Origin of the sequence: Streptomyces sp. NPDC096323 (genome assembly GCF_040302845.1) — a bacterium.
Taxonomy (GTDB): domain Bacteria; phylum Actinomycetota; class Actinomycetes; order Streptomycetales; family Streptomycetaceae; genus Streptomyces.
This window is the reverse complement of the sequence record NZ_JBEOSI010000001.1, coordinates 844,138-866,225: the sequence shown is the minus strand read 5'-3', so window position 1 is coordinate 866,225 and position 22,088 is coordinate 844,138. Positions and strand designations below refer to the sequence as shown.

Genomic DNA, 22,088 nt, shown 5'->3' with positions numbered 1-22,088 from the left:
CGCTCCCCATGTCCGGGGCGCCGGCCTCATGCGTCGTCCGCCCGCAGCAGCAGGTGCAGCAGACCGGGGAAGCGGGCCTCGAACTCCTCGCGGCGCAGACGGTTGACCCGCTTGGGGCCCAGGTCGCGCTGCTCCACCAGGCCCGCCCCCCGCAGCACCGAGAAGTGATGGCTGAGGGCGGCCTTGCCGACCGGTACGTCGAAACTGCCGCAGCTGCGTGTCCAGTCCTGCGAGCCCGCCAGTTCGCGGACCAGCTGGAGACGGACCGGGTCAGCGAGTGCGGACAGGGCTCCGAGGACGGAGACCTCCGCGGGGTCGGTGTGCACCGGAGCGGCGCGATGTCCGCTGCCCGCAGGCTTGTTGGGCATGTCCGTTCCCCTTGTCCGTGGCCGTATTCGTGGCCGTGACCCTTGCCGAGTGTTCGATGAATATCTTACACTCTGAGTGTTCGCTTTTCGTTGAACACCTTTTCCAGGGGGCGGTCTGTCATGCGTGCGATCGAGTTCAAGGAGTACGGCGGCCCCGAGGTGCTGACCGTCGTCGAGACGGCCACTCCGGAGCCCGGCCCCGGGCAGGTCACCATCGACGTCGCCTATGCCGGTGTCAACTTCGCTGATCTGAAGGCCCGTTCCGACGGGTACCGGGTGCCGGAGCTGCCCTTCGTCCCGGGCCTGGAGGTCTCGGGCCGGGTGCGAGCCGTAGGCGAGGGGGTCACGGGACTGCACCCCGGCCAGGAGGTCGCCGCGTTCCTCGACGGCGGCGGATACGCGGACGTGGTGGCCGCGCCCGCCGCCACCGTCTTCCCGCTGCCCGACGGCGTCGACCTGCGCACCGGAGCCACCCTGCCCACCGTGCTGCCGACCGCCCACGCCCTGCTGCACGAGGTCGGGCGGCTGCGGGCCGGCGAGAGCGTGCTCGTGCAGGGCGCGGCCGGCGGAGTCGGCACGGTGGCCGGTCAGCTGGCCCGGGCCGCCGGCGCCGGAGCCGTGTACGGCGTGGTGTCCTCTGCCGCGAAGGCCGCGTACGCCCTCGACCACGGCTACGACGAGGTGTTCACCGGCGACACCTTCCCCAAGGAGGTCCACCGCGCCACCGGCGGCCGGGGCGTCGACCTGGTCCTCGACCCCGTGGGCGGAGACACCCTTCGCCGTGGCGTCGACGCGCTCTCCGTCTTCGGGCGCCTGGTCTCCTTCGGCAACGCGAGCGGCGCACAGCCCTGGAGCGTCGGGCAGCCCGACCTCTACCCGGGCAGCAGGTCCGTGGCCGGCTTCTCGATCCTGGAGCTGGCGGCGAGCGACCCCGCCACCCTGCGTACCGTCGCGGAACGGGCCTTCCGCGCCGTGACCGACGGGCACGTCGACCTCCCGGTGACGGCCGAGTTCGCGCTGGCGGACGCGGCCGACGCGCACCTGCTGATGGAGGGGCGCACGTCGACCGGCAAGCTGGTCCTGCGCATCGGCGGCTGAGCGGCCCCGTCCCTCGCCCCGAACCCTGATCACGGACCCCCGGGAAGGTGCACGTACATGAAGATTCTGGTCGTAGGAGCAGGAGCCACCGGTGGCTACTTCGGTGCCCGGCTCGCACAGGCGGGCAAGGACACCACCTTCCTGGTCCGCCCTCGCCGCGCCGCCGCCCTCCGGGAGCGCGGACTGCGCATCACCGGGCTGGGCCAGGAGGAGAGGATCACGCCCCGGCTCGTCACCGCGGACGAACTCCCGGGCCCCTACGACCTGGTGCTGCTCTCGGTGAAGGCCACGGCCCTGGACGGCGCCCTCGACGACATCGCGCCGGCCGTCGGACCGGGGACCGCGATCGTGCCCCTGCTCAACGGCATGGCCCACCTGGCGCGGCTCAACGACCGGTTCGGCGAGAAGGCGGTGCTGGGCGGCGTCGCCAGGATCATCACGACGCTGAACGACGAAGGCGACATCGTGCGCCTCGCCCCCATAGCGAGCCTGACGATCGGCGAGCAGCGGGGCGGCACGTCCGAGCGGGTCGAGGCGATCGGCGCCGTCCTCGACGACGCGGGCATCGACACCCACCGGTCCAAGGACGTCATCGGGGCGGTGTGGGGCAAGTGGGTGTTCATCAGCACCCTGGCGGGGCTGACCTGCCTGATGCGCGGCACGGTCGGCGACGTCCGGGCCGTCCCCGGCGGGCCCGCCTTCGTCACCGCCCTTCTGGCCGAGTGCGCCACCGTCGCGGCAGCCGCAGGGCACCCCGTACGGGAAAAGGAACTCGACGCCGTGGCCGCGATGCTCACCGCGGAAGGATCAACCCTCACCGCCTCGCTGTACCGCGACGTCGTCCAGGGCGCCCCGACCGAGGCCGAGCAGGTCTTCGGCGACCTCACGGACCGGGCCCGGAGCCTGTCCGTCGGCACGCCGCTGCTCGACCTCGTCACGCTGAACCTGCGCGTCCACGAGCACCGCACCGCCTCTGCCGGCTGAAAATTTCCGGGCCGGGGTCCCCTGGTCCGTGGCCTTCAGAGGAATGGACCTCTGCAGGTCCGGGCAGCCCTGGCCTGCGCGTTCGGTGGCGCGTACCGTGTGGCCGCATGAAGATCCTCGTCAGCGCCGATATGGAAGGCGCCACCGGCGTGACCTGGCCGGCCGATGTGCTGCCAGGCACCCCCCAGTGGGAGCGGTGCCGCTCTCTGTTCACCTCGGACGTCAATGCGGCCGCCCTCGGCTTCTACGACGGGGGCGCCGACGAGGTGCTCATCAACGAGGCCCACTGGACCATGCGCAACCTGCTGCTGGAGCGGCTCGACGACCGGGTCCAGATGCTCACCGGCAAGCACAAGTCCCTCAGCATGGTCGAGGGCATCCAGGACGGTGACGTCGACGCCGTCGCGTTCGTCGGCTACCACACGGGCGCCGGCACGGAGGGCGTGCTGGCCCACACCTACCTGGCCAACTCCATCACCGGGGTGTGGCTGAACGGGGTCCGGGCCAGTGAGGGGCTGCTCAACGCCCACGTGGCCGCCGAGTACGGCGTGCCCGTCGTCCTCGTCACCGGCGACGACCTGACCTGCGTGGACGCGAAGGGCTACGCCCCCGACGCGCGGACGGTCGCCGTCAAGGACTATGTGTCGCGCTATGCCGCGGTCTGCCGGACCCCCGCCCGTACCGCCGCCGACATCCGTGCGGCGGCCAAGGAGGCGGTCGTGCTCGCCGGGCGGTACACACCGGTGGACGGCGGCCCGTTCACCGTGGAGCTGGAGTTCGACGCCGAACACCTGGCCGCGGCCGCCACCGTCGTGCCGGGCGTGGCGCCCGCCGGCGAGAGGCGGGTCGCCTACACGAGCGCGACGATGTACGAAGGTATCCGCACGTTCAAGGCGGTGACGACCATCGTGTCGTCCGCCGTGGAGGAACAGTATGGCTGAGGCGAGCACCCCCCAGGACGGCGTCGACGCGCTCGCGCTCGACGAATCGGTGACGTTCACCTCCGAACTGATCCGCATCGACACCACCAACCGGGGCGGCGGCGACTGCCGCGAACGCCCGGCCGCCGAGTACGTCGCCGAGCGGCTGGCCGCCGCCGGACTCGAACCGGCGATGCTGGAGCGCACCCCCGGCCGCACCAACGTGGTCGCCCGCATCCCGGGTACCGACCCGTCCGCGGACGCGCTCCTGGTCCACGGCCACCTGGACGTCGTACCCGCCGAGGCCGACGACTGGACCGTGCACCCCTTCTCCGGCGAGGTACGCGACGGAGTCGTCTGGGGCCGCGGCGCCATCGACATGAAGAACATGGACGCGATGGTCCTGGCCGTCGTCCGGTTCTGGGCCAGGGCCGGCATCCGCCCCCGCCGCGACATCGTGATCGCGTACACCGCCGACGAGGAGGCCAGCGCCGACGACGGCTCCGGCTTCCTCGCCGACCGGCACGCCGCACTCTTCGAAGGGTGTACCGAAGGCATCAGCGAGTCGGGCGCCTTCACCTTCCACGCCGGGCCGAACATGCCGCTCTACCCCATCGCCGCCGGCGAACGCGGCACCGGATGGCTCAAGCTCACCGCCCACGGCAAGGCGGGGCACGGCTCCAAGGTCAACCACGCCAACGCGGTCAGCGCACTGGCCGCGGCCGTCGCCCGTATCGGAGAACACGAATGGCCCGTGCGTCTCACGCCCACGGTCCGCGCCGCCCTCACCGAGATCGCCGCGCTGCACGGCATCCACCCCGACCTCGATGCCCCCGGCTTCGACGTGGACGAACTCCTCGGCAAGATCGGACCGTCCGCCGACCTCGTCGCGCCGACCGTCCGCAACAGCTCCAACCCGACGATGCTGGACGCCGGCTACAAGGTCAACGTGATTCCGGGCCACGCCACCGCCTACATCGACGGCCGGACGGTCCCCGGCGGCGAGGACGAGTTCCACGCCACGCTGGACCGGCTGACGGGGCCCTCGGTCGACTGGGAGTACCACCACCGCGAGGTGCCGCTCCAGGCACCGGTCGACTCGCCCACGTACGCCAAACTCCGTGCGGCCGTCGAGCGGTTCGACCCGGACGGCCACGTCGTGCCGTACTGCATGTCCGGCGGCACCGACGCCAAGCAGTTCTCCCGGCTCGGCATCACCGGCTACGGCTTCTCGCCGCTGAAGCTGCCCGTCGGCTTCGACTACCAGGCCCTCTTCCACGGCGTGGACGAGCGCGTCCCCGTCGAGGCGCTGCACTTCGGCGTCCGGGTCCTGGACCACTACCTGCGCACCGCCTGAACCACTCGGGGGAACCGATCATGAAAACGACTGGGGCCTACGGAAGCTGGCCTTCACCGATCGACGCCGCGCTGGCCGCCTCCCGCGACGGCCGCCCCGAGTACGTGGGGGCGGTCGGCGACGAGCTGTGGTGGACCGAGCCGCGCCCGGCCCAGGCCGGCCGGCGCGCCCTGGTCCGCCGGTCGGCGGACGGCACCACCACGGAGCTGCCCGCGCCGTGGAACGTACGCAGCCGCGTCATCGAGTACGGCGGAAGGCCCTGGGCCGGTGCCGAGCGCGCCGAGGGCGGCCCGCTGATCGTCTTCGTCCACTTCGACGACCAGCGGCTGTACGCCTACGCCCCCGACGAGCCCCGGGAACCATGGCCCCTGACTCCCGTCTCCACGGTCGGCGGCGGACTGCGCTGGGCCGACCCGCGGCTGCACCCCGACCGGGGTGCGGCGGGCGAAGTCTGGTGCGTCCTGGAGGAGTTCACCGGCGAGGCCCCGACCGAACTGCGCCGGGTGATCGCCGCCGTCCCGCTGGACGGCTCGGCGGCCGGAGACCGGTCCGCGGTACGCGAACTCTCCGACGGCCGGCACCGGTTCGTCACCGGCCCCGAGGTGTCGCCCGACGGACGGCGCGCGGCGTGGATCGCCTGGGACCACCCGCGGATGCCGTGGGACGGCACCGAGGTGATGCTCGCCGACATCGGCGAGGACGGCACGTTCCGCGACGCCCGCGGCTTCCTGGGCGGCCCGGAGGAATCCGTGCCGCAGGTCCGGTGGGACGCCGACGGCCGGCTGCTGTTCGCCAGTGACCGCAGCGGGTGGTGGAACCTGTACCGCGCCGACCCGGACGGCGGCGCCGTCGATGAACTCTGTCCCCGCGAGGAGGAGTTCGCGGGTCCCTTGTGGAAGATCGGGCTCAACTGGTTCCGCTCGCTGGACAACGGGCTGATCGCCGCACTCCACGGCGTCGGATCCACCACCCTCGGCATCCTCGACCCGCAGACGGGCGACCTCGTCGACATCGTCGGGCCCTGGACCGAATGGGCCGAGACCCTGGCCGTGCAGGGCAGCCGCGTCATCGGCATCGCGGCGAGCCCGCGCAGCGCGTACGAGATCGTCGAACTGGACACCGCGACCGGGCACACCCGGATCATCGGCGCCCCGCACGAGGACGCGGTCGACCCGGCGTACTACCCCGAGCCCGCCGTCCGCACCTTCACCGGCCCCGGTGGCCGCGAGATCCACGCCCAGGTCTACCCGCCGCACAGCCCCGACCGGACCGGCCCCGACGACGAACTGCCGCCCTACGTGGTGTGGGCCCACGGCGGCCCGACCGGCCACGCCGCGCTCGTACTCGACCTGGAGATCGCCTACTTCACCTCGCGCGGCATCGGCGTCGCCGAGGTGAACTACGGCGGCTCCACCGGCTACGGCCGGGCCTACCGCAACCGGCTGCGCGAGCAGTGGGGCGTCGTCGACGTGGAGGACTGCGCCGCCGTCGCCGGGGCGCTCGCCGCCGAGGGCACCGCCGACCCCCGCCGGCTCGCCGTCCGCGGCGGAAGCGCCGGGGGATGGACCGCCGCCGCCTCGCTGACCGGGACCGACGTCTACGCGTGCGGCACGATCATCTACCCCATCCTGGACCTGACCGCCTGGGGCACCGACGAGACCCACGACTTCGAATCGCAGTACCTGGAGTCGCTGGTCGGCCCGCTCGCCGAGGTTCCCGACCGCTACCGCGACAGGTCACCGATCAGCCGCACCGCCGCGCTCACGACCCCCTTCCTGATCCTTCAGGGGGAGGACGACCCCATCTGCCCCCCCGTGCAGTGCGAACGGTTCCTGGACGCCGTCCAGGGCCGCGGCATTCCGCACGCCTATCTCACCTACCCGGGCGAGGGACACGGATTCCGGCGCGCCGAGACCATGATCAGCGCGCTGGAGGCGGAACTCTCGCTGTACGTGCAGACGTTCGGTCTCGACCGGAGTGACGTGCCGCGGCTGGAGCTGAGGAAGTGACCCTCGCTCCCTTGCCACTCGCCCCCCTGACCCGGCCCGCCCGGCTGAGCGCGGGCGCCAGGGTCGCCGTCGTCTCCCCGAGTGGACCGGTGCCCGCCGACAGGCTGGAGCCGGGTCTCGACCTCCTGCGCGGCTGGGGGCTCGACCCGGTCGTGATGCCGCATGTGCTGGACGTGCACCGGGAGTTGGAGTATCTGGGCGGCAGCGACGAGATGCGGGCCCGGGACCTCCAGGACGCCTGGTGCGATCCGTCCGTCGACGCGGTGATCTGCGCCCGCGGTGGATACGGGGCACATCGCATGGTCGATCTGGTGGACTGGGCGGCGATGCGGGCCGCCGGGCCCAAGGTGTTCGTCGGCTACAGCGACATCACCGTGCTCCACGAGGCGTTCGCCCTGCGGACGGGGCTCGCCACCCTGCACGGTCCGATGGTGGGGACCGAGGCCTTCCTGAAGGACCCGCCGACCCAGGATTCGCTGCGGGCCACCCTGTTCGAGCCCGAGACGGTGATGACGCTGGGGCTCGACGACGCGAGAGCGCTGGTGCCGGGGCGGGCCCGGGGCATCACGTACGGCGGCTGTGTGAGCCTGCTCGCGGCCGACCTCGCCACCCCGCACGCCCGCACCTCGGCCCGGGGCGGCCTGCTGGTCATCGAGGACACCGCCGAGGATCCGTACAGCATCGACCGCATCCTCACCCAACTGCTGCGGGCCGGGGCGCTCGACGGCGTAGCCGGAGTGGCCTGCGGTTCCTGGGCGGGCTGCGGACCGTACGAGCGCGTCCGGGCGGTGCTCGCCGACCGGCTCGGCCCGCTGGGCGTGCCCGTCGTCGAGGAGCTCGGCTTCGGGCACGGCCCCACCGGGCTGACGATTCCCCTGGGGGTGCCGGCCGTGCTCGACGCTCCGGCGGACGGCGGTCCGGCCACGCTCACGGTCGAGGTCCCGGCACTGGTCTGAGCGGACCCGGGCCCGTATATGAACCCGACCCGTCGAAGGCCCAGGCGTCACGCCTGGGCCTTCGCGGCGCTCCGGCGTGCGCCGGGCCGGCCCGGACGGGACGGGATGCGAAGAAGCTGAGCAACCTTCAGAAAACGCCGTCCCGGGCGTTGACACGGCTATGACCTGTGTCACAGCATGAGCGCGACCCAATACTTACCGGTCGGTAAGGTGTCCTCGGTGTGGAGGTCCTCGTGTCGCGTGCTGTCTCCGGTTCCCTGTTCCGGTCCCGCCGGTCGAAGTCGTCGAAGTCGTCGAAGTGGTCGAAGCCGCTGTCCCGCACACCACTCTCCTTCGTCGCCGGGGCCGCGCTCGCCGCACCCCTCGTGCTCGCCGGCACCGCACAGGCGGACACGGTCGCCCTGTCCCAATACACCGTCACCCCACTGAAGTTCACCGTGTCCGCCGGCGGCCGCTCCTGCACTGTGGACGCCGACCTCTACCGCCCCGCCGGAGCCGACGCCCTGCACAAGGTGCCCGCCGTGCTCGCCACCAACGGCTTCGGCGGCAGCAAGTCGGACGGCTCGACCGACGGCATCGGCAAGGCGTTCGCCTCCCGCGGCTACGCCGGACTCGTCTACTCCGGCCTGGGCTTCGGCAAGTCCGGCTGCCTCATCACCCTCGACGACCCGGAGACCGACGGCAGGGCGGCGGCCGCCCTCGTCGACTTCCTCGGCGGGACACGCGCCGCCGACGACGGCACCAAGGCCGACTTCGTCACCCAGGACGGCCCCGGAGATCCCACGGTCGGCATGATCGGCGGTTCGTACGGCGGAGCCGTCCAGATGGCCACCGCGGCCGTCGACCCCCGCGTCGACGCACTCGTTCCGCTCATCACCTGGAACGACCTCGGATACGCGCTCGCCCCGAACAACACCGGCGCGGCCCACGGCGTCTCCTCCGACACCGCCGGCGTCTTCAAGTGGCAGTGGACCAACGGCTTCTACCTGATGGGAGAGGGCCAGACGATCCTCAGCCCCAGCCTCGACCCGTCCCGTTTCGGCAGCCTGGACTGCCTCCACTTCGCCGCGCAGGCCTGCGACACCATCCGGCTGCTCAACTCCGGCCGCTTTCCCGCGGACAAGACCGCCGCCATGCTCGACTACGCGCGCAGCGTCTCGCCCGTCTCGTACCTGAAGCGCGTCAAGGCGCCGACCCTCCTGATTCAGGGCCAGGCCGACAGCCTGTTCAACCTGAACGAGGCCACGGCCACGTACCGGACGCTCAAGGCGCAGGGCACCACGGCCAAGATGATCTGGCAGGCCTGGGGCCACAGCGGCGGCCAGGTGCCGGGCGAACTCGACCTGACCCAGGGCAATCTCGAGAGCAGTTACGTCGGCGGGCGCGTCCTCGCCTGGTTCGACCGCTACCTCAACCACCAGTCCACGACGGACACCGGACCGGAGTTCGCCTACTACCGCGACTGGCAGAGCGGTTACGGCACCGCGGACGCCGTCCCCGGCCCGACCCGGACCCTGTACCTCTCCGGCGACGGCAAGCTCGTCGACGACCGCGCCGAGGTCGCGCGCGGCAGCCGCCAGTACACCAACTGGCTGATCCCCACCAGCCACTCGGAGAGCTCACTCGCCGGCCTCATCGGACTGCCCGACCCGAAGCCGTACGACACCAAGGGCACCTACCTCGGCTGGACCAGCGCCCCGCTCGCCTCGGCCCTCGATGTGGTCGGGGCCCCGAAGGCCACGCTGAAGGTCGTCTCGCCGAAGACGGAGCGCGTCCAGAACAGTGGTGACGCCGCCGACAAGCTCGTCCTGTTCGCCAAGGTGTACGACGTGGCACCGGACGGGACCAGGACCCTGGTGAACCGGCTCGTCTCGCCGGTCCGGGTGCCCGACGTGACCCGCCCCTTCACCGTCCAGCTGCCCGGCATCGTCCACCGGTACGAGGCGGGACACCGGCTGGAGTTCGCGATCGCGGCCAGCGACGACGCGTACTTCGGCAACCGCGGCATCAAACCCGTCACGGTCGTCAGCGCACCCGGGGACACCGGGGTGCTGGAGCTGCCGGTGGTGGGCGGCACGGGGAAGTGACGCGGTAGCAGCGGCGTACGGCCGTCACCCGAACGGCCGCGCCCACCGCCCCCGGGCATGCGGAAGGAGCCATCCTGGTGCCCGGGGGCTGTGGCACACCGTAACGAGGGAAGGGGCCGCTTCATGAGCCCGAAGGACGTGTCGAGCGACAGCAAGCGCAGCACGGATGCGTTCACGCCGGCCCGCATCCTGGTCCTCGTCATCGCGGTCCTGTCGATCGTGTTCATCGTGGAGAACACCAAAGAGGTCGAGGTCCGCCTCATCATTCCACTGGTGACCATGCCGATGTACGTGTGGCTGATCGTGATGTTCCTGGCCGGAATGGCCTGCGGGGCGTACTTCTTCCGCAGGCGCACCCCCAAGTAGCCGTCCCCGGCCCAGCCCGGCAGGGCAGGTCGACCACGCTCGTGATCAATGCATCTAGGCTGGCTCGATGTCCGACATCCCCTACCTGGCCGAGGGCCCGCGCACGGCGATCCGCCCGTTCACGTACGCCGACGCGGACGAGTTCACCGCCCGTGCCCGGGAGAGCCGTGCACTGCAACGCCCCTGGCTGTTCCCGCCCGCCGACCCCGACACGTACGCCGCCTACGCGAGCGTGCTCATCGAGGACCCGGCACGCGCGGGATTCCTGGTGTGCGAGCGCGGCGGCGCGGCAGGCAGTGCGGCCGACGGCGCGATCGCCGGGTTCATCAACATCAACAACATCGTCATGGGCGGATTCCGCTGTGGCGCGCTCGGCTACGGGGCCTTCGCCCACGCGGCCGGGCGCGGCCTGATGAGCGAGGCGCTCGGTCTCGTACTCGGTCACGCCTTCGGTCCGCTCGGCCTGCACCGGCTCGAAGCGAACATCCAGCCCGGCAACGCCGGCTCGATCGCGCTGGTGCGCAGGGCGGGATTCCGGCTGGAGGGGCTCTCGCCGGACTTCCTGTTCATCGACGGGGCCTGGCGTGACCACGAGCGGTGGGCCATCACGGCGGAGATGCGCTGAGGCGAAGGCGCCTCGGCCGGTGCTCCGGCTGCCGCGGTGATGCGCGGAGCCACGGTGCCGCCGGCCGGCCCTCAGCCCGCCGTCGCGGCGGTCTGCGCGTCCAGCGCGGCGAACAGCCAGTCGTGCGCGGACCCCGGGGTCGGCTCCGGCGGACCGCCCGGCGCGGTGATCATGTCGGCGGTCAGCTCCCAGTACCGGTCGATCCGCGGGTCGGCGGCGAGCTGACCGGCGAGCAGCCTGCGGAAGGCCGGGGTGTCCCGGCTGCCGTAGGCGCGCGCGTACGCGTCCACGAAACTGTCCAGCGCCTCGCCCGGACGGGGTGCGCCACCCCGGCGCAGGTGGGCGCCCGCCAGCTCGTACGCCTGCGCCAGACCCGCGTACAGAACGGCGGACGCGCGGCCTCCGGAGTCCTTGTGCGCCTCGGGCTGGGGCCGCTCCCCGCCGGTGCAGGGGCGGGTCACCAGCGCGTTCAGCCGGGCGAAGGCAAGCACCTGGGCCGGGTCCGGGTCGTCGGGAGGCTGAGCCACCGCCACCTCCAGGAACGCGGTCCGCGCCCGGGCCGGCATCCGCGGCGGCAGCCAGGCGCGCCAGAACCGGGCCATGGGGTCCGTGCTCGGCGGGGCGGCCACCGCCCCGATCAGGCGCAACCGGTCGGCCCGCTCCCCGGGCGGGCACTCCAGCACCAGCCGCATCCCCGCCTCCCGCCACCGCAGGGCCGTGAGCTGTGAGCCGAGTTCCCGCAACTGCCCCGCGACGGCGTCCTCCAGGGCTCCCCGCACCCCGTCCTCCTCCTCGTCGAGTACGCGCCGCACCTCGCGCACCGGCAGCCCGAGGCCGCGCAGGGAGCGGAGCAGGCGCAGCCGGCCGAGGGCGTCGGGGCCGTAACGGCGATGACCGCCCGCGCTGCGGGAGGCCTCCGGCAGCAGACCGTTGTCGGAGTAGAAGCGGACGGCCTTGACGGTGACGCCCGCGCGCTCGGCGAGCTCGCCGATGCTGCACAGACCGTCGGGCGGCGTGAGCACTTGAACCTCCCTCTGAGGGAGCTTCTACGGTACCGGCGACGGCGGCCGGGACGATCGGGGGCCGGTGCGCCGACGACGGATCGCAGAGGAGAGGACCATGAGCGAATTCATTCTGGTGTCAGGCATGTTCACCGGCGCCCACGTGTGGGAGGACGCCGCTGCCCGCCTGGCCTCCGCGGGTGCCGGTGTGCACACGGCGGCCCTCACCGGTCTGGGCGGGCCGCGGGGCGCCGCGACGGGCGGCATCGGCCTGGAGACGCACATCCAGGACGTGCTCGCGCTGATCGACTCGGTGCGCGCGGACGCCGGCCCGGACCAGGAGATCGTGCTGGTCGGGCACGACTACGGGGTCCACCCGGTGCTGGGCGCCGCCGACCGCCGCGCGGAGCACATCGGCCGGATCGTCTGCGTGGACACGGGGCCGGGCCAGGACGGCGCGCCGGCGCTGGCCGCCGTCCCGGACCCCTCCGTGCGCGAGGAGGTGGCCGGGCGCGCCGGTGCGGAGGGCGACGGCGGGGGTCTGGCCGCCCCGGCCCGCGAGGAGTGGCAGCGCTGGGGCAGCACCGCCGGCATCCCCGAAGCGGCACTCGACCGGCTCACCGCACTCGCCTCCCCGCAGCCACTGGGCACCCTGCTCCAGCCGCTGCGGCTGACCGGCAGGGCGGCGGCGCTGCCCGTGACGGGGGTGCTGTGCACGGCCAACGGTTCGACCATCGAGATGGTCCAGCGGCGGGTGGACCTCGGCGATCCCGTCTTTCAGCCGCTGGCCGATCCTCAGGTGTCGTTCTTCGAACTGCCCACCGGCCACTGGCCGATGCTGTCCCTGCCGGCCGAGCTGGCCGACGTCCTGCTGCGGGCGGCCGCGGGCGAAGGACACCGGCTGGTTTCGCCCGGCCTCCGCGAACCGCCCGCGCACCTGCGGCCGTTTCTGCTGGACGTGCCTCAACTGCCTCGCGAGCGGACCGGGAACGTCGACCTGTACCTGCCCGACGCCGAGGACCCCCGGCCCGCGGTGGTGTTCGTGCACGGCGGCCCGGTGCCCGCCGGGGCCCTGCCGACGCCGCGGGACTGGCCGGCCCTCCAGGGATACGCGCGGTACGCGGCCATGGAGGGCGCGGTCGGCGTGACGCTCGATCACCGGCTGCACGGCATGACCGACTACCCGCGCGCCGCCGCGGACGTGGCCGCCGCGGTCGAGCTGGTCAGGGCCGATCCGCGGGTGGACGCGGACCGGATCGCGCTGTGGTTCTTCTCGGGCGGCGGCCTCCTCGCGGCGGACTGGCTGAGGCGGCCGCCGGCCTGGCTGCGCGCTCTGGCCGCCTCCTACCCGGTGCTGGCCTCGCACGCGGGCTGGGGGCTGGTCGACAGCAGGTTCCACCCGGTGAGTGCGGTGGCGAGCGCGGGCACCCTGCCCATCCTGATCACTCGGGTGGGGCGCGAAACCCCCGAGATCGCCGTCACCGTCGAGGAGTTCCTGACCGCGGCCGGCAAGTGCGCGGCGGACGTCGAGGTGGTCGACGTACCGCACGGCCGCCACGCGTTCGAGACCCTCGACCCGACGGAGGAGTCGCGCGAGGCCGTGCACCGCGCGATGCACTGGGTGCTGGGGCGCCTGTCCGTCTGAGCAGCGCATGGGGCGCGTCGGCCCGGACATACGCATGGCGCGGCGGAGCCCCGCCCGGGGAGGGAGTCACAGTCCATCTCTTCCTTTCGCGCATACGTCCGGACGGCTCGGGCAGGCGACCGGAAGCCCCGAAAGTCGGAGGCCGGTCAGTGAGCGGGCTTCCCCGGCGACAGGTGAGGGATGAGTACGGAGAAGGACAGCGAAAAGGAGCACGACGAAAAGCGCATCGACGTTCCCACCGCCATGCGAAATGCCTCAGCGCAGCTCACGGAACTGCTGCGGTGCGAGCCGGGGTCGGTTTCCGCGGTGAAGGCGACCGACGACGGCTGGTCGGCGGATGTGGAAGTGGTCGAGGTGGAAAGAGTGCCGGACACCATGAGCGTGATGGCCTCCTACCGGGTGCAACTCGACCCCCAGGGAAGGCTCATGTCCTACGAAAGGCTGCGGCGCTATGCCAGAGGTCAGATAGACCGGCGCTGAATTCCGGCGTCAGACGGAACGAAGATCACCGAACGGAAGATCACCGAAAGGAGTTCCCCATGACACTCGTGCAGCAGAGCAATGCCACGTCCGGCGGGAGCGGCTCGGGAAATCTCTACGACGTACTCGAGCTCATACTCGACCGCGGTCTGGTCATCGACGCATTCGTCCGCGTATCCCTGGTGGGCATCGAAATCCTGAAAATCGATGTCCGGGTGGTGGTCGCCAGTGTCGACACCTACCTGCGGTTCGCCGAGGCGTGCAACCGGCTCGACCTCGAGTCCGGCCGCAAGGCGCCGAGCCAGCTCACCGACCTGGTCGGCGACATGACGGAGAACGGCGCCAAGGGCAAGTCCAAGGGTGCGCTGACCGGCGCCGTCGAGGCGTTCAGCGAATCGTTGCAGGGCAAGCGCGACGAGCCCGAGGAGGAGCCCCGCAAGCGGCCGGCCCGTAAGGCCGCGGCCGGCCGTCAGACCCAGCGACGCGAGGAGTAACGGTGTCCACCTACATCTACGCCATCACCGGCGCCGACCACCCGTTGCCACTGAACGGCCTGCACGGCGTGGGCGAACCGCCCTCGGCGCTGCGCACCGTGCGCACCGGCCGGCTGGCCGCCGTGGTCAGCGACGCGCCCCCCGGGCTCCGCGCCAAGCGACGCGACGTCATGGCCCACCAGGGCGTGCTGGAGACGCTGATGGCGGGCGGCGCGACCCTGCCCATGCGCTTCGGCCTGGTGGGACCCGACGACGAGGAGGTCACCGCGGTCCTGGACCGGGAGGCCGACACGTACGCGGAGCGGCTGGCGGAACTGGACGGCCGGGTGGAGTACAACCTCAAGGCCGGCCGGGACGAGGACGACCTCCTGCGGGAGATCATGGCCGAGTCCGACGGGATACGGCAGCTCAACGAGCGGGCCCGCGCCGAGGGCCGTCACGAGGACCGGGTCGCCCTGGGAGAGGCCGTGGCCAAGGAGGTGGCCGCCCGCCACCGGAAGGAGGCCGAGGAGGTGGCCGGGCGGCTGGCGCCTGTCGTCACCGGTTGCTCCCAGGCGGAGCCGGCTCCCCAGCAGTTCCTCAACCTCTCCTTCCTCGTGCCCCGTGCGGAGACCGACGCCTTCGTGGCCGCGGTCCGGCGCGAGGCCGACCAGCGGGGCGACGCGTACGAGTTCACGCTGACCGGTCCGCTGCCCCCGTACAGCTTCGTCTGACCGCGGCCCGTGCGGCTCCCCGAGCGGAGGGAGGTGATCAGCCCCCATGGGCCTCATCACCGGCATCCTGACCCTGCCGCTGGCTCCCGTCCGGGGGACGGCCTGGGTCCTCGACCAGGTCGTCCACGCCGCCGAGGAGGAGTTCTACGACCCCGAGCCGGTACGCGCCCAGCTCGCGCAACTGGAACGGGACCTGAACAACGGCCTCATCGACGACGAGGAGTTCGACCGGCGGGAGGACGAACTGCTCGACCGCCTCGATGAGATCGAGGAGTACCGACGCAGCACACGGCACACGCCGTGACTGACCCACACTCACAACTAGACGTGACCGGGGGAGATTCGAGGTGCATCGACGATGACACAGCATGCCAAGATCGGCGCCGCTCTGGTGGGGGGATACCTGCTGGGGCGTACCAAGAAGGCCAAACTCGCCCTGGGATTCGGGATGTTCCTCATGGGTAAGAAGATCGATCTCGACCCGCGGCAGATCGGCAGAGCGCTGGCCGACTCACCGGTTCTGGGCTCTCTCAACGGCCAGGTCCGCAAGGAGCTGGTGGACGCCACCAGAACAGCCGCCACCAAGGCCGTGACCCAGCGGGCCGGCAGCCTGGCCGACTCGCTGCAGCAGCGCACCCGGGCGCTGGGGGCCGGCCCCGACGACGAGTACGAGGACGAGGACGAGGACGAGGCGGGATACGAGGACGAGGCGGACCGGAGCCAGGACGAGGGCGAGGAGCGCGAGCCCGCCCCGCGCAAGGCCGCCGCGAAGTCCGGGTCCAAGGCCGCGGCCTCGAAGAGCCGGTCCTCGTCGGGCACCGGCAGGTCCGGGAGCACGGGCAAGTCCTCCGCCCCCGCGCGCAAGCGCACCGGAGCCGCCCGTAAGACCGCGGCCTCCGGCGCCCGCAAGGCCCGGGGAGGCGACAATGCCTGAGTCCGCACGGGGCGGCATCAAGGACGCCGTGCTCGCGAACCCGGCCACCGACCGCCTCAAGGACGAGGTGCAGAACTACCTGCGGGCGCGCGCCGAACACACGGTGACCCAACTGGGCCATCGCCTGGGCGAATCCGTGTCGCGGCTCGCGGAGCCGGGCAGTGGGGGCGGCGCCCTCAAGAGCCTCGCCAAGGGCGGCAAGGCCCTCGGCGAAGGCAAGTCGCCCGCTCAGGCCGCCCTGACCGCCGGCGCCTCCCACCTCAAGGACACCGTCAAGGACAAGGTGAAGGGATTGTTCGGCAAGGGACGCAAATCCGGCGGCGGCAAGTCCAAGAGCGTCACCGTCGTCGAGGACATCGACGTCGGCGTGCCGGTCCGCGAGGCGTACGACCAGTGGACCCAGTTCCAGGAGTTCAGCACGTTCGCCAAGGGCGTCGTGAGCGTGGAGAAGGCGGACGACACCACCAGCAACTGGAAGGTGAAGGTCGCCAAGTCCACCCGCAGTTGGAAGGCGAACGTCACCGAGCAGGTGCCCGACGAGCGCATCACCTGGACCACCGAAGGCGCCAAGGGCACGGTCAAGGGCGTGGTCACCTTCCACGCCATCACCGACGATCTCACGCGCGTCCTGCTGGTCCTCGAGTACTTCCCCAAGGGCCTGTTCGAGAAGACCGGCAACATATGGCGCGCCCAGGGCCGCCGCGCCCGGCTCGACCTCAAGCTCTACCGCAAGTTCCTCATGATGCGCGGCGAGGCGACCGACGGCTGGCGCGGAGAGATCCGTGACGGAGACGTCGTCGTCAGCCACGACGAGGCGGTCGAGGAGGAAGAGGCGCGGAACGACGAGGGCGCCGGGCCCGAGGACGAGCACCCTCGGGACGAGGCGGACGAGCCGGCCGAGGACGAGCGGCCGCACGACGACACCGACGCCGCGTACGACGACGAGGAGCCTCCGGCGGACGAGTGGGAGGAGCCTGAAGAGGCCGAGGAAGAGGACCCCGCGTACGAGGACGCCGCCGACGCGGAACAGGACGACGAGGCGGCGGACGAGGACGCCCCCGACGACGAGGCGGCGGACGAGGGTGCCCCCGACGACGAGGAACAGGACGACGAGCCGGAGGAGGAGACCCGGCCGGCTCGCCGCTCCCGACGCCGTGCGGCGCACGCCGACCGGTGACACGAGCACCGCGCACGGATCCGCACCCAGACCACGGAAAGGCGTGAGACGTCGTGACCGATTCACTCGCCGGCCGGCTGCCCGCCACGCCGCGGGCCGGCGCCCCGGCGTACGGGCAGCAGGGCGGGTCGGCCAACCTCGCCGACATCCTGGAACGGGTCCTGGACAAGGGCATCGTCATCGCCGGTGACATCCAGATCAACCTGCTCGACATCGAGCTGCTCACCATCAAACTCCGCCTGCTCGTCGCCTCCGTCGACAAGGCCAAGGAAATGGGCATCGACTGGTGGGAGCACGATCCCTCCCTCTCCTCACGGGCCCGCCCGGCCCGCGAGACGGAGGAGGCACCCGCACCGCGCGAGGCCGACGCCCTGACCGGCTCGTCGGGCGACACCCGGTCCGGCTCATCGAACGACGCCCTCGCCGAGGAGAACGAGCAGCTGCGCGCCGAGCTGGCCCGTCTGCGATCGGCCGCCGGGCTCCCGGGGCCCGCGGACGCCGAAAGGCAGGCCGCTCCGGCCCACCAGGAGGAGGAACGATGAGCTCCCGACCGAACCCGCCCGCCGGTTTCACGGACCCGGACGTCGAGGACGTGACGTACGTCTACGCCGTCGGCCGTGACACCCCCGCCCTCCACGGGCTGGCCGCCCGGCTGCCGGGCGTGGACGGGCGGCCCCTGCGCCCGGTCGGCGGGGGAGGGCTGTGCGCGCTGGTCTCGGGCGTCCCGTCGGACACCTTCAGCGAGCGGGGCCTCACCGCACAGATGGAGGACCTGGACAGGCTCGAAGCGGTCGCCCGCGTCCACCACGCCGTGGTGGACGCCGCGTTCGCCGAGACGTCGGTCCTTCCGATGCGGCTGGCCACGGTCTACCTGGACGACGCCCGGGTGGCCGACATGCTGGTCCGGCAACACGGCGAGTTCCAGGAGCTGTTGGGCCGACTGGAGGGTCAGGTCGAGCTGGGGGTGAAGGTGTACGCCGATCCCCGCACGGCCGCCGCGCCGGAGCCGTCCGCCGGAGCGTCCGCGGGCGCCGGGGCGGGCCGCGCCTATCTGCGGCAGCGCCGGGCGCAGCAGCACAGCAGCCAGGACGCCTACCGGGCGGCATCCGACCTGGCCGCCCGTGCCGCGCGGGTGGCGGAGAGCCTGGCCACGGAGCGGGCGGTCCACCGTCCGCAGCAGGGGCAGCTCGCCTCCCGTCCGGGGGTGAACGTGGCCAACGAGGCCTATCTCGTCCCCCGGGAGCACATGGAGCGGCTGCGCCAGGAGCTCTCCGCGCTTGCCGACGGCGCCCCCGGGGTATCGGTCGAGGTGACCGGGCCGTGGGCGCCCTACTCGTTCGCCACCGCCGTGGCGGCGCAGGACACGGACGGCGGCGGGGCGCGATGACCACGGACCTCGCGGGCGGCGTCCTCGGCGAGGCGGGCCCCCGAAGCGGCCCGCCCGTCGCGCTGATCGACCTGCTGGACCGCCTGCTGAACGGTGGGGCGGTACTCACCGGCGACCTGGTGCTGTCCATCGCCGATGTGGATCTCGTCCACGTCAGCCTTCGCGCGGTGATCAGGTCGGTCACGGGCGAGGAGCCGGCTCCGTGGTGAGCCCACGGCCCGCTCTCGTACGGGACCGCAGCAACCCGGCCACCGCCAGCGGCACCAGGGAGAGGAGGACGCGATGACCGGCCCCGATCACGCACGAGGTGCTACGGGCACCTCCGCCGCAGCGGAAGACGTGGCGCACGCGGCGGCCCGGGCGTTCGGGCTGAGCCCCGCACCATCGGACGAGCGCTGCCCCTCCGCGGCGGCCCAGCGGCTGCACACCGACCCGGACACGGTGGAGAGGGACCTCATGAAGCTGGTGCTCACCATCGTCGAACTGCTGCGCCAGCTCATGGAACGTACCGCGATCCACCGGGTCGACCAGGGCGACCTGAGCGAAGCGCAGGAGGAGCGGATCGGCATGACGCTGATGGTCCTGCATGAACGCATGACGGAGCTGTGCGACCGCTACGACCTGACGATGGACGACCTCAATCTCGACCTGGGGCCGCTCGGCTCGCTGCTTCCGCAGAACGGCGGCTGAGCGGTTCCGGCCAAGGTTTCATCGCATCACCCGAGGCAAGGAGGAAGGCCATGACTGCTGAAAGCAAGGACACCAAGAACTCCACTCCGAGCAAGGGCAGGACCACCACCGCCCGCAAGGCGGCGGCCTCGACCCGGAAGTCGGCCGGTGCAGGCACCGCGGCTGTCGGCGAGCAGGCCGACCAGGCGCAGTCGGCGGCCGGGGGCGCCAAGAACGCGGCCTCGGACGGCATGCGGGCGACCGGGGAGTCGACCCGGCGCATCGGGCGTGCCGCGGCCACCGGCCTCGAGCACGGCCGGCACGCGGTGACGGCCAACGCCGCCAAGGCGGCGGGCGCCGCCACCACGGCCTGGACCGTCATCAAGCACCGGAGGGCAGTGGCGGCCGGAGCCGCGGCAGGCGTCGCCGGTGTCGCCGGAGCGGCCTTCGCGATCGGGCGGTCGACCGCCAAGCCGCCGACGGGCCCTCTGACCCGGCTGGCGCGCGGCAGGATCTGATCGCGGGCAAGCGAACCGCTGCCGTGTGACGTGACCGCACCGCCCACGCCGCCGCCCGCGCCGGGAGAACCGGCGCGGGCGGCAGGTCAGGGGCGGACATCGGTGCACTGCGGCCGGGCATGCGTGATCATGACCGGAATGAACACTCGTTTCCTCGGAATACCTGATCTGGCCGAAGTCCCGTCGGTGGCGGTCGTGGTCGACGTCATGCGTGCGTACACCGTCGCCGCCTGGGCGTTTGCCCGGGGCGCCGAGAAGATCGTCCTCGCCGCGTCACTGGACGAAGCCCTGGCTCTCAAGGTGCTCCACCCGGACTGGGTGGCACTCAAGGACGGCCCGCCCGCGCCCGGGTTCGACGCCGTCAACTCGCCGGGCCTGCTGCGGTCCGCCGAGCTCGGCGGTCGGACCGTGGTCCAGAAGACCACGGCCGGGACGGTCGGCGCTCTCGCGGTCAAGGAGGCCCAACTGGTGCTGTGCGCCGGCTTCGTGGTCGCGGAGGCAACGGCCCGGCTCCTGCGGGACCGCGGGAGCGACCACGTCACGTTCCTCGTCACCGGCGAGGACGGAACGGCCGACGAGGACCTGGCGTGCGCCCAGTACATCGCCGGAAGGGCCACCGGGGCGGCGACGGACGCTGCCGAGTTCCTCCGCCGCGGGGCCGCCTCCCGCGCCGCGTCCGAGCTGGCGGAGGGTGTGCGGCAAGGAGTCCACCCCGACGACGTCGCGCTCTGCCTGGAGCTCGACCGGTTCCCCTTCGCCATGGTGGCGACCTCGGAAGGCCCCCTCATGGTCCTGCGACCGCACCCGATGCCTGCGCCGACCGGCGACGATCCGGTCGGGTAGCCGGTGGGGCCGGCGCTTCCCTGCCGCGCGGTCCGGCCGCGGCCTCAAGAACCTCGGGGCCCCTCCGCGCACAGCGCGACGAGCGCGTCCGCGTGGGAGAGGCCGCTCTCCTCGACGACTTCACGCACGGTCTGGGCCTCGCGGACCAGGGCGAGGCGGATCTGCCCGGAAGCATCTGTGCGATAGCCGTACACGGCAGGTCTGGGAAGGGAGTTGTACGAGAAGTGCGAGGAGAAGTAATACGCCCCGGTGTCGTACAGCGCCACCACATCCCCCGGACTGATCGCCGGGAGTTCGCGGGCCGTCGCCGTCAGGTCTCCCGCGAAGCAGCACGGCCCCGCGATGTCCACGACCTGGAGCGGCCCCTCCTTGGGACGGCCCGTGGGGTCGAACACGCCGACGCGCAGCGGCCAGGCGTCCGGCATGAACACGGTACGGGTGGCCACCTGGGCCCCGGCGTGCGTGACGGCGATCCGTCGGCCGCCGGCCGACTTGGTGTACTCGACGATCGAGCCGATGGTGCCGCTCTTCGCCAGCAGCGAGCGGCCGAACTCGGTGACCAGGGCGTAGCGGCCGTCGAAGAGCCCGGGGGCGGCGCCGCGCAGTTCGGCGACGTAGTCGGCGTACGTGGGGCGGTCGTCCTCGCTGTCGAAGTTGACGGGCAGTCCGCCGCCGATGTCCAGGCCGGTGATCCGGGCATGCCCCAGCCGGCGGTTGATCCGCTCCGCGAGCTCGTACGCGGCGCTGACCCCCTGGGCGATGAGGGGCAGCGGGCAGCCCTGGGAGCCGACGTGCGCGTGCAGGCGGGTGAGCCAGGGGCGCCGGGCGAAGGCGTCGATCACCGCGTCGACGGCTCCGGGATCGCGGAGGGCGACGCCGAATTTGGACGTCGCGGTCGCCGTGCTCATCGCCCCGATGGCACCGGCGCCGACCTGGGGGTTCACCCGGAGACCAACGGGTCCGAAAGGCTCTCGGCCGGCCAGCAGGCGGTCGACGCGCTCCAGTTCCTGGAAGTTGTCCACATTGATCGCGACGCCGTGGTCGAGTGCGAACGCCAGTTCCTCGACCGTCTTCGCGGGGCTGTCGAAGACCAGCCGGCCAGGGCTGAAGCCCGCCGCGAGTGCCTGTTCCAGCTCGCCCGGCGAGGCCACTTCGCAGCCCATCCCCGCCTCGGAGAGCAGCCGCAGCACGGGCACCAGCCCGCAGGCCTTGGCCGCGAACGTGTGGTGGACCGTGGCCGGCCCCTCGAACGCCTCGTTGAGCGCGTTCACCGCGGCCAGCACGCCGTCGACGTCGAGGAGGCCGACCAAGGGCGAACCGGGGCCGAGCAGCCCGTCGTCGACGGCATGGGCGAGGGCCGCCTCGCGGGCGCGCTCGCGCTGAAGGGCTGAACCGTACGTCACCTGGGACCACACTCCTCGTGGATCGGGCACCCGGGCTGCGGGCCGTTGTGCCCA

The 22,088-nt window shown here is 72.2% G+C and carries 25 protein-coding genes; 22 read left to right on the top strand and 3 right to left on the bottom strand.

Features of this window, described 5'->3' with window-relative positions; translation table 11 throughout:
• Positions 1–26: 26 nt before the first annotated feature.
• A complete protein-coding gene (locus ABTX18_RS03815; protein ID WP_352121112.1) occupies positions 27–368 on the bottom strand; it encodes an ArsR/SmtB family transcription factor in 342 nt (113 codons plus the stop codon).
• Between the two features lie 120 nt (positions 369–488).
• Between ABTX18_RS03815 and ABTX18_RS03810 the strand changes: the two genes are divergently transcribed.
• The 9 genes from ABTX18_RS03810 (at position 489) to ABTX18_RS03770 (ending at position 10,770) form a co-directional block, all read left to right on the top strand.
• Positions 489–1,466 (top strand): quinone oxidoreductase family protein, encoded by a 978-nt coding sequence (locus ABTX18_RS03810; protein WP_352121111.1) that lies wholly within the window; start codon positions 489–491, stop codon positions 1,464–1,466.
• A 57-nt stretch (positions 1,467–1,523) separates the two neighbouring features.
• On the top strand, positions 1,524–2,450 hold the full coding sequence (locus tag ABTX18_RS03805) for a ketopantoate reductase family protein (protein ID WP_352121110.1): 927 nt from the start codon (positions 1,524–1,526) through the stop codon (positions 2,448–2,450).
• A gap of 107 nt (positions 2,451–2,557) precedes the next feature.
• Entirely contained in the window at positions 2,558–3,391 is an 834-nt protein-coding gene (locus ABTX18_RS03800; protein WP_352121109.1) for a M55 family metallopeptidase, read from the top strand.
• Positions 3,384–4,727, top strand: coding sequence for a M20/M25/M40 family metallo-hydrolase (locus ABTX18_RS03795; RefSeq protein WP_352121108.1), 1,344 nt, complete (start codon positions 3,384–3,386; stop codon positions 4,725–4,727). Before ABTX18_RS03800 ends, ABTX18_RS03795 begins: the two co-directional genes overlap by 8 nt.
• A 20-nt stretch (positions 4,728–4,747) precedes the next feature.
• On the top strand, positions 4,748–6,736 hold the full coding sequence (locus tag ABTX18_RS03790) for a prolyl oligopeptidase family serine peptidase (protein WP_352121107.1): 1,989 nt from the start codon (positions 4,748–4,750) through the stop codon (positions 6,734–6,736).
• An 11-nt stretch (positions 6,737–6,747) separates the two neighbouring features.
• Positions 6,748–7,692, top strand: coding sequence for a S66 peptidase family protein (locus ABTX18_RS03785; RefSeq protein WP_352121106.1), 945 nt, complete (start codon positions 6,748–6,750; stop codon positions 7,690–7,692).
• Between the two features lie 311 nt (positions 7,693–8,003).
• A complete protein-coding gene (locus ABTX18_RS03780) occupies positions 8,004–9,779 on the top strand; it encodes a CocE/NonD family hydrolase (RefSeq protein WP_352121161.1) in 1,776 nt (591 codons plus the stop codon).
• Positions 9,780–9,902: 123 nt separating this feature from the next.
• Complete coding sequence (locus tag ABTX18_RS03775; protein WP_352121105.1) at positions 9,903–10,145, top strand: LapA family protein; 243 nt, start codon at positions 9,903–9,905, stop codon at positions 10,143–10,145.
• 67 nt (positions 10,146–10,212) lie between these two features.
• Entirely contained in the window at positions 10,213–10,770 is a 558-nt protein-coding gene (locus ABTX18_RS03770) for a GNAT family N-acetyltransferase (RefSeq protein ID WP_352121104.1), read from the top strand.
• 71 nt (positions 10,771–10,841) lie between these two features.
• Here ABTX18_RS03770 and ABTX18_RS03765 read toward each other — a convergent pair whose 3' ends face one another.
• Positions 10,842–11,792, bottom strand: a complete 951-nt coding sequence (locus ABTX18_RS03765) for a helix-turn-helix domain-containing protein (protein ID WP_352121103.1) — start codon at positions 11,790–11,792, stop codon at positions 10,842–10,844.
• Positions 11,793–11,889: 97 nt separating this feature from the next.
• Here ABTX18_RS03765 and ABTX18_RS03760 point away from each other — a divergent pair, with 97 nt between their 5' ends.
• The 13 genes from ABTX18_RS03760 to ABTX18_RS03700 all read left to right on the top strand — a co-directional run bounded on the left by ABTX18_RS03760 (position 11,890) and on the right by ABTX18_RS03700 (position 20,631).
• The gene (locus ABTX18_RS03760; RefSeq protein ID WP_352121102.1) at positions 11,890–13,416 is read left to right on the top strand and encodes an alpha/beta fold hydrolase; all 1,527 of its coding nucleotides are present in this window, start codon (positions 11,890–11,892) and stop codon (positions 13,414–13,416) included.
• A gap of 180 nt (positions 13,417–13,596) precedes the next feature.
• Complete coding sequence (locus tag ABTX18_RS03755; protein WP_352121101.1) at positions 13,597–13,896, top strand: gas vesicle protein GvpO; 300 nt, start codon at positions 13,597–13,599, stop codon at positions 13,894–13,896.
• 59 nt (positions 13,897–13,955) lie between these two features.
• Entirely contained in the window at positions 13,956–14,390 is a 435-nt protein-coding gene (locus ABTX18_RS03750) for a gas vesicle structural protein GvpA (protein ID WP_352121100.1), read from the top strand.
• A 2-nt stretch (positions 14,391–14,392) separates the two neighbouring features.
• Positions 14,393–15,103 (top strand): GvpL/GvpF family gas vesicle protein, encoded by a 711-nt coding sequence (locus ABTX18_RS03745; protein ID WP_352121099.1) that lies wholly within the window; start codon positions 14,393–14,395, stop codon positions 15,101–15,103.
• 46 nt (positions 15,104–15,149) lie between these two features.
• The gene (locus tag ABTX18_RS03740; RefSeq protein ID WP_352121098.1) at positions 15,150–15,407 is read left to right on the top strand and encodes a gas vesicle protein GvpG; all 258 of its coding nucleotides are present in this window, start codon (positions 15,150–15,152) and stop codon (positions 15,405–15,407) included.
• A 54-nt stretch (positions 15,408–15,461) separates the two neighbouring features.
• A complete protein-coding gene (locus ABTX18_RS03735; RefSeq protein ID WP_352121097.1) occupies positions 15,462–16,037 on the top strand; it encodes a hypothetical protein in 576 nt (191 codons plus the stop codon).
• A complete protein-coding gene (locus ABTX18_RS03730; protein WP_352121096.1) occupies positions 16,030–17,214 on the top strand; it encodes an SRPBCC family protein in 1,185 nt (394 codons plus the stop codon). The genes ABTX18_RS03735 and ABTX18_RS03730 overlap by 8 nt, the downstream gene beginning before the upstream one ends.
• A 53-nt stretch (positions 17,215–17,267) precedes the next feature.
• Positions 17,268–17,756, top strand: a complete 489-nt coding sequence (locus ABTX18_RS03725; protein ID WP_352121095.1) for a gas vesicle protein — start codon at positions 17,268–17,270, stop codon at positions 17,754–17,756.
• Positions 17,753–18,601: a GvpL/GvpF family gas vesicle protein gene (locus ABTX18_RS03720; protein WP_352121094.1), complete on the top strand. Its 849-nt coding sequence runs from the start codon at positions 17,753–17,755 to the stop codon at positions 18,599–18,601. The genes ABTX18_RS03725 and ABTX18_RS03720 overlap by 4 nt, the downstream gene beginning before the upstream one ends.
• Positions 18,598–18,810, top strand: a complete 213-nt coding sequence (locus tag ABTX18_RS03715; RefSeq protein WP_352121093.1) for a gas vesicle protein — start codon at positions 18,598–18,600, stop codon at positions 18,808–18,810. The genes ABTX18_RS03720 and ABTX18_RS03715 overlap by 4 nt, the downstream gene beginning before the upstream one ends.
• A gap of 73 nt (positions 18,811–18,883) precedes the next feature.
• Entirely contained in the window at positions 18,884–19,291 is a 408-nt protein-coding gene (locus tag ABTX18_RS03710; RefSeq protein ID WP_352121092.1) for a gas vesicle protein K, read from the top strand.
• A 50-nt stretch (positions 19,292–19,341) separates the two neighbouring features.
• Positions 19,342–19,788 carry a hypothetical protein gene (locus ABTX18_RS03705; RefSeq protein WP_352121091.1) on the top strand — a complete coding sequence of 149 codons (447 nt, stop codon included), beginning with the start codon at positions 19,342–19,344 and terminating at the stop codon, positions 19,786–19,788.
• Positions 19,789–19,926: 138 nt separating this feature from the next.
• The gene (locus ABTX18_RS03700) at positions 19,927–20,631 is read left to right on the top strand and encodes a 2-phosphosulfolactate phosphatase (protein WP_352121090.1); all 705 of its coding nucleotides are present in this window, start codon (positions 19,927–19,929) and stop codon (positions 20,629–20,631) included.
• Between the two features lie 44 nt (positions 20,632–20,675).
• Here ABTX18_RS03700 and ABTX18_RS03695 read toward each other — a convergent pair whose 3' ends face one another.
• A complete protein-coding gene (locus ABTX18_RS03695) occupies positions 20,676–22,034 on the bottom strand; it encodes a type III PLP-dependent enzyme domain-containing protein (RefSeq protein ID WP_352121089.1) in 1,359 nt (452 codons plus the stop codon).
• Positions 22,035–22,088: the final 54 nt, after the last annotated feature.

What these genes read in the sequence shown, in the direction of transcription:
- ABTX18_RS03815 (WP_352121112.1), bottom strand. Translation starts at nt 368, where the DNA reads ATGCCCAACAAGCCTGCGGGCAGCGGACATCGCGCCGCTCCGGTGCAC.
- ABTX18_RS03810 (WP_352121111.1), top strand. Translation starts at nt 489, where the DNA reads ATGCGTGCGATCGAGTTCAAGGAGTACGGCGGCCCCGAGGTGCTGACC.
- ABTX18_RS03805 (WP_352121110.1), top strand. Translation starts at nt 1,524, where the DNA reads ATGAAGATTCTGGTCGTAGGAGCAGGAGCCACCGGTGGCTACTTCGGT.
- ABTX18_RS03800 (WP_352121109.1), top strand. Translation starts at nt 2,558, where the DNA reads ATGAAGATCCTCGTCAGCGCCGATATGGAAGGCGCCACCGGCGTGACC.
- ABTX18_RS03795 (WP_352121108.1), top strand. Translation starts at nt 3,384, where the DNA reads ATGGCTGAGGCGAGCACCCCCCAGGACGGCGTCGACGCGCTCGCGCTC.
- ABTX18_RS03790 (WP_352121107.1), top strand. Translation starts at nt 4,748, where the DNA reads ATGAAAACGACTGGGGCCTACGGAAGCTGGCCTTCACCGATCGACGCC.
- ABTX18_RS03775 (WP_352121105.1), top strand. Translation starts at nt 9,903, where the DNA reads ATGAGCCCGAAGGACGTGTCGAGCGACAGCAAGCGCAGCACGGATGCG.
- ABTX18_RS03770 (WP_352121104.1), top strand. Translation starts at nt 10,213, where the DNA reads ATGTCCGACATCCCCTACCTGGCCGAGGGCCCGCGCACGGCGATCCGC.
- ABTX18_RS03760 (WP_352121102.1), top strand. Translation starts at nt 11,890, where the DNA reads ATGAGCGAATTCATTCTGGTGTCAGGCATGTTCACCGGCGCCCACGTG.
- ABTX18_RS03755 (WP_352121101.1), top strand. Translation starts at nt 13,597, where the DNA reads ATGAGTACGGAGAAGGACAGCGAAAAGGAGCACGACGAAAAGCGCATC.
- ABTX18_RS03750 (WP_352121100.1), top strand. Translation starts at nt 13,956, where the DNA reads ATGACACTCGTGCAGCAGAGCAATGCCACGTCCGGCGGGAGCGGCTCG.
- ABTX18_RS03740 (WP_352121098.1), top strand. Translation starts at nt 15,150, where the DNA reads ATGGGCCTCATCACCGGCATCCTGACCCTGCCGCTGGCTCCCGTCCGG.
- ABTX18_RS03735 (WP_352121097.1), top strand. Translation starts at nt 15,462, where the DNA reads ATGACACAGCATGCCAAGATCGGCGCCGCTCTGGTGGGGGGATACCTG.
- ABTX18_RS03730 (WP_352121096.1), top strand. Translation starts at nt 16,030, where the DNA reads ATGCCTGAGTCCGCACGGGGCGGCATCAAGGACGCCGTGCTCGCGAAC.
- ABTX18_RS03720 (WP_352121094.1), top strand. Translation starts at nt 17,753, where the DNA reads ATGAGCTCCCGACCGAACCCGCCCGCCGGTTTCACGGACCCGGACGTC.
- ABTX18_RS03715 (WP_352121093.1), top strand. Translation starts at nt 18,598, where the DNA reads ATGACCACGGACCTCGCGGGCGGCGTCCTCGGCGAGGCGGGCCCCCGA.
- ABTX18_RS03710 (WP_352121092.1), top strand. Translation starts at nt 18,884, where the DNA reads ATGACCGGCCCCGATCACGCACGAGGTGCTACGGGCACCTCCGCCGCA.
- ABTX18_RS03705 (WP_352121091.1), top strand. Translation starts at nt 19,342, where the DNA reads ATGACTGCTGAAAGCAAGGACACCAAGAACTCCACTCCGAGCAAGGGC.
- ABTX18_RS03700 (WP_352121090.1), top strand. Translation starts at nt 19,927, where the DNA reads ATGAACACTCGTTTCCTCGGAATACCTGATCTGGCCGAAGTCCCGTCG.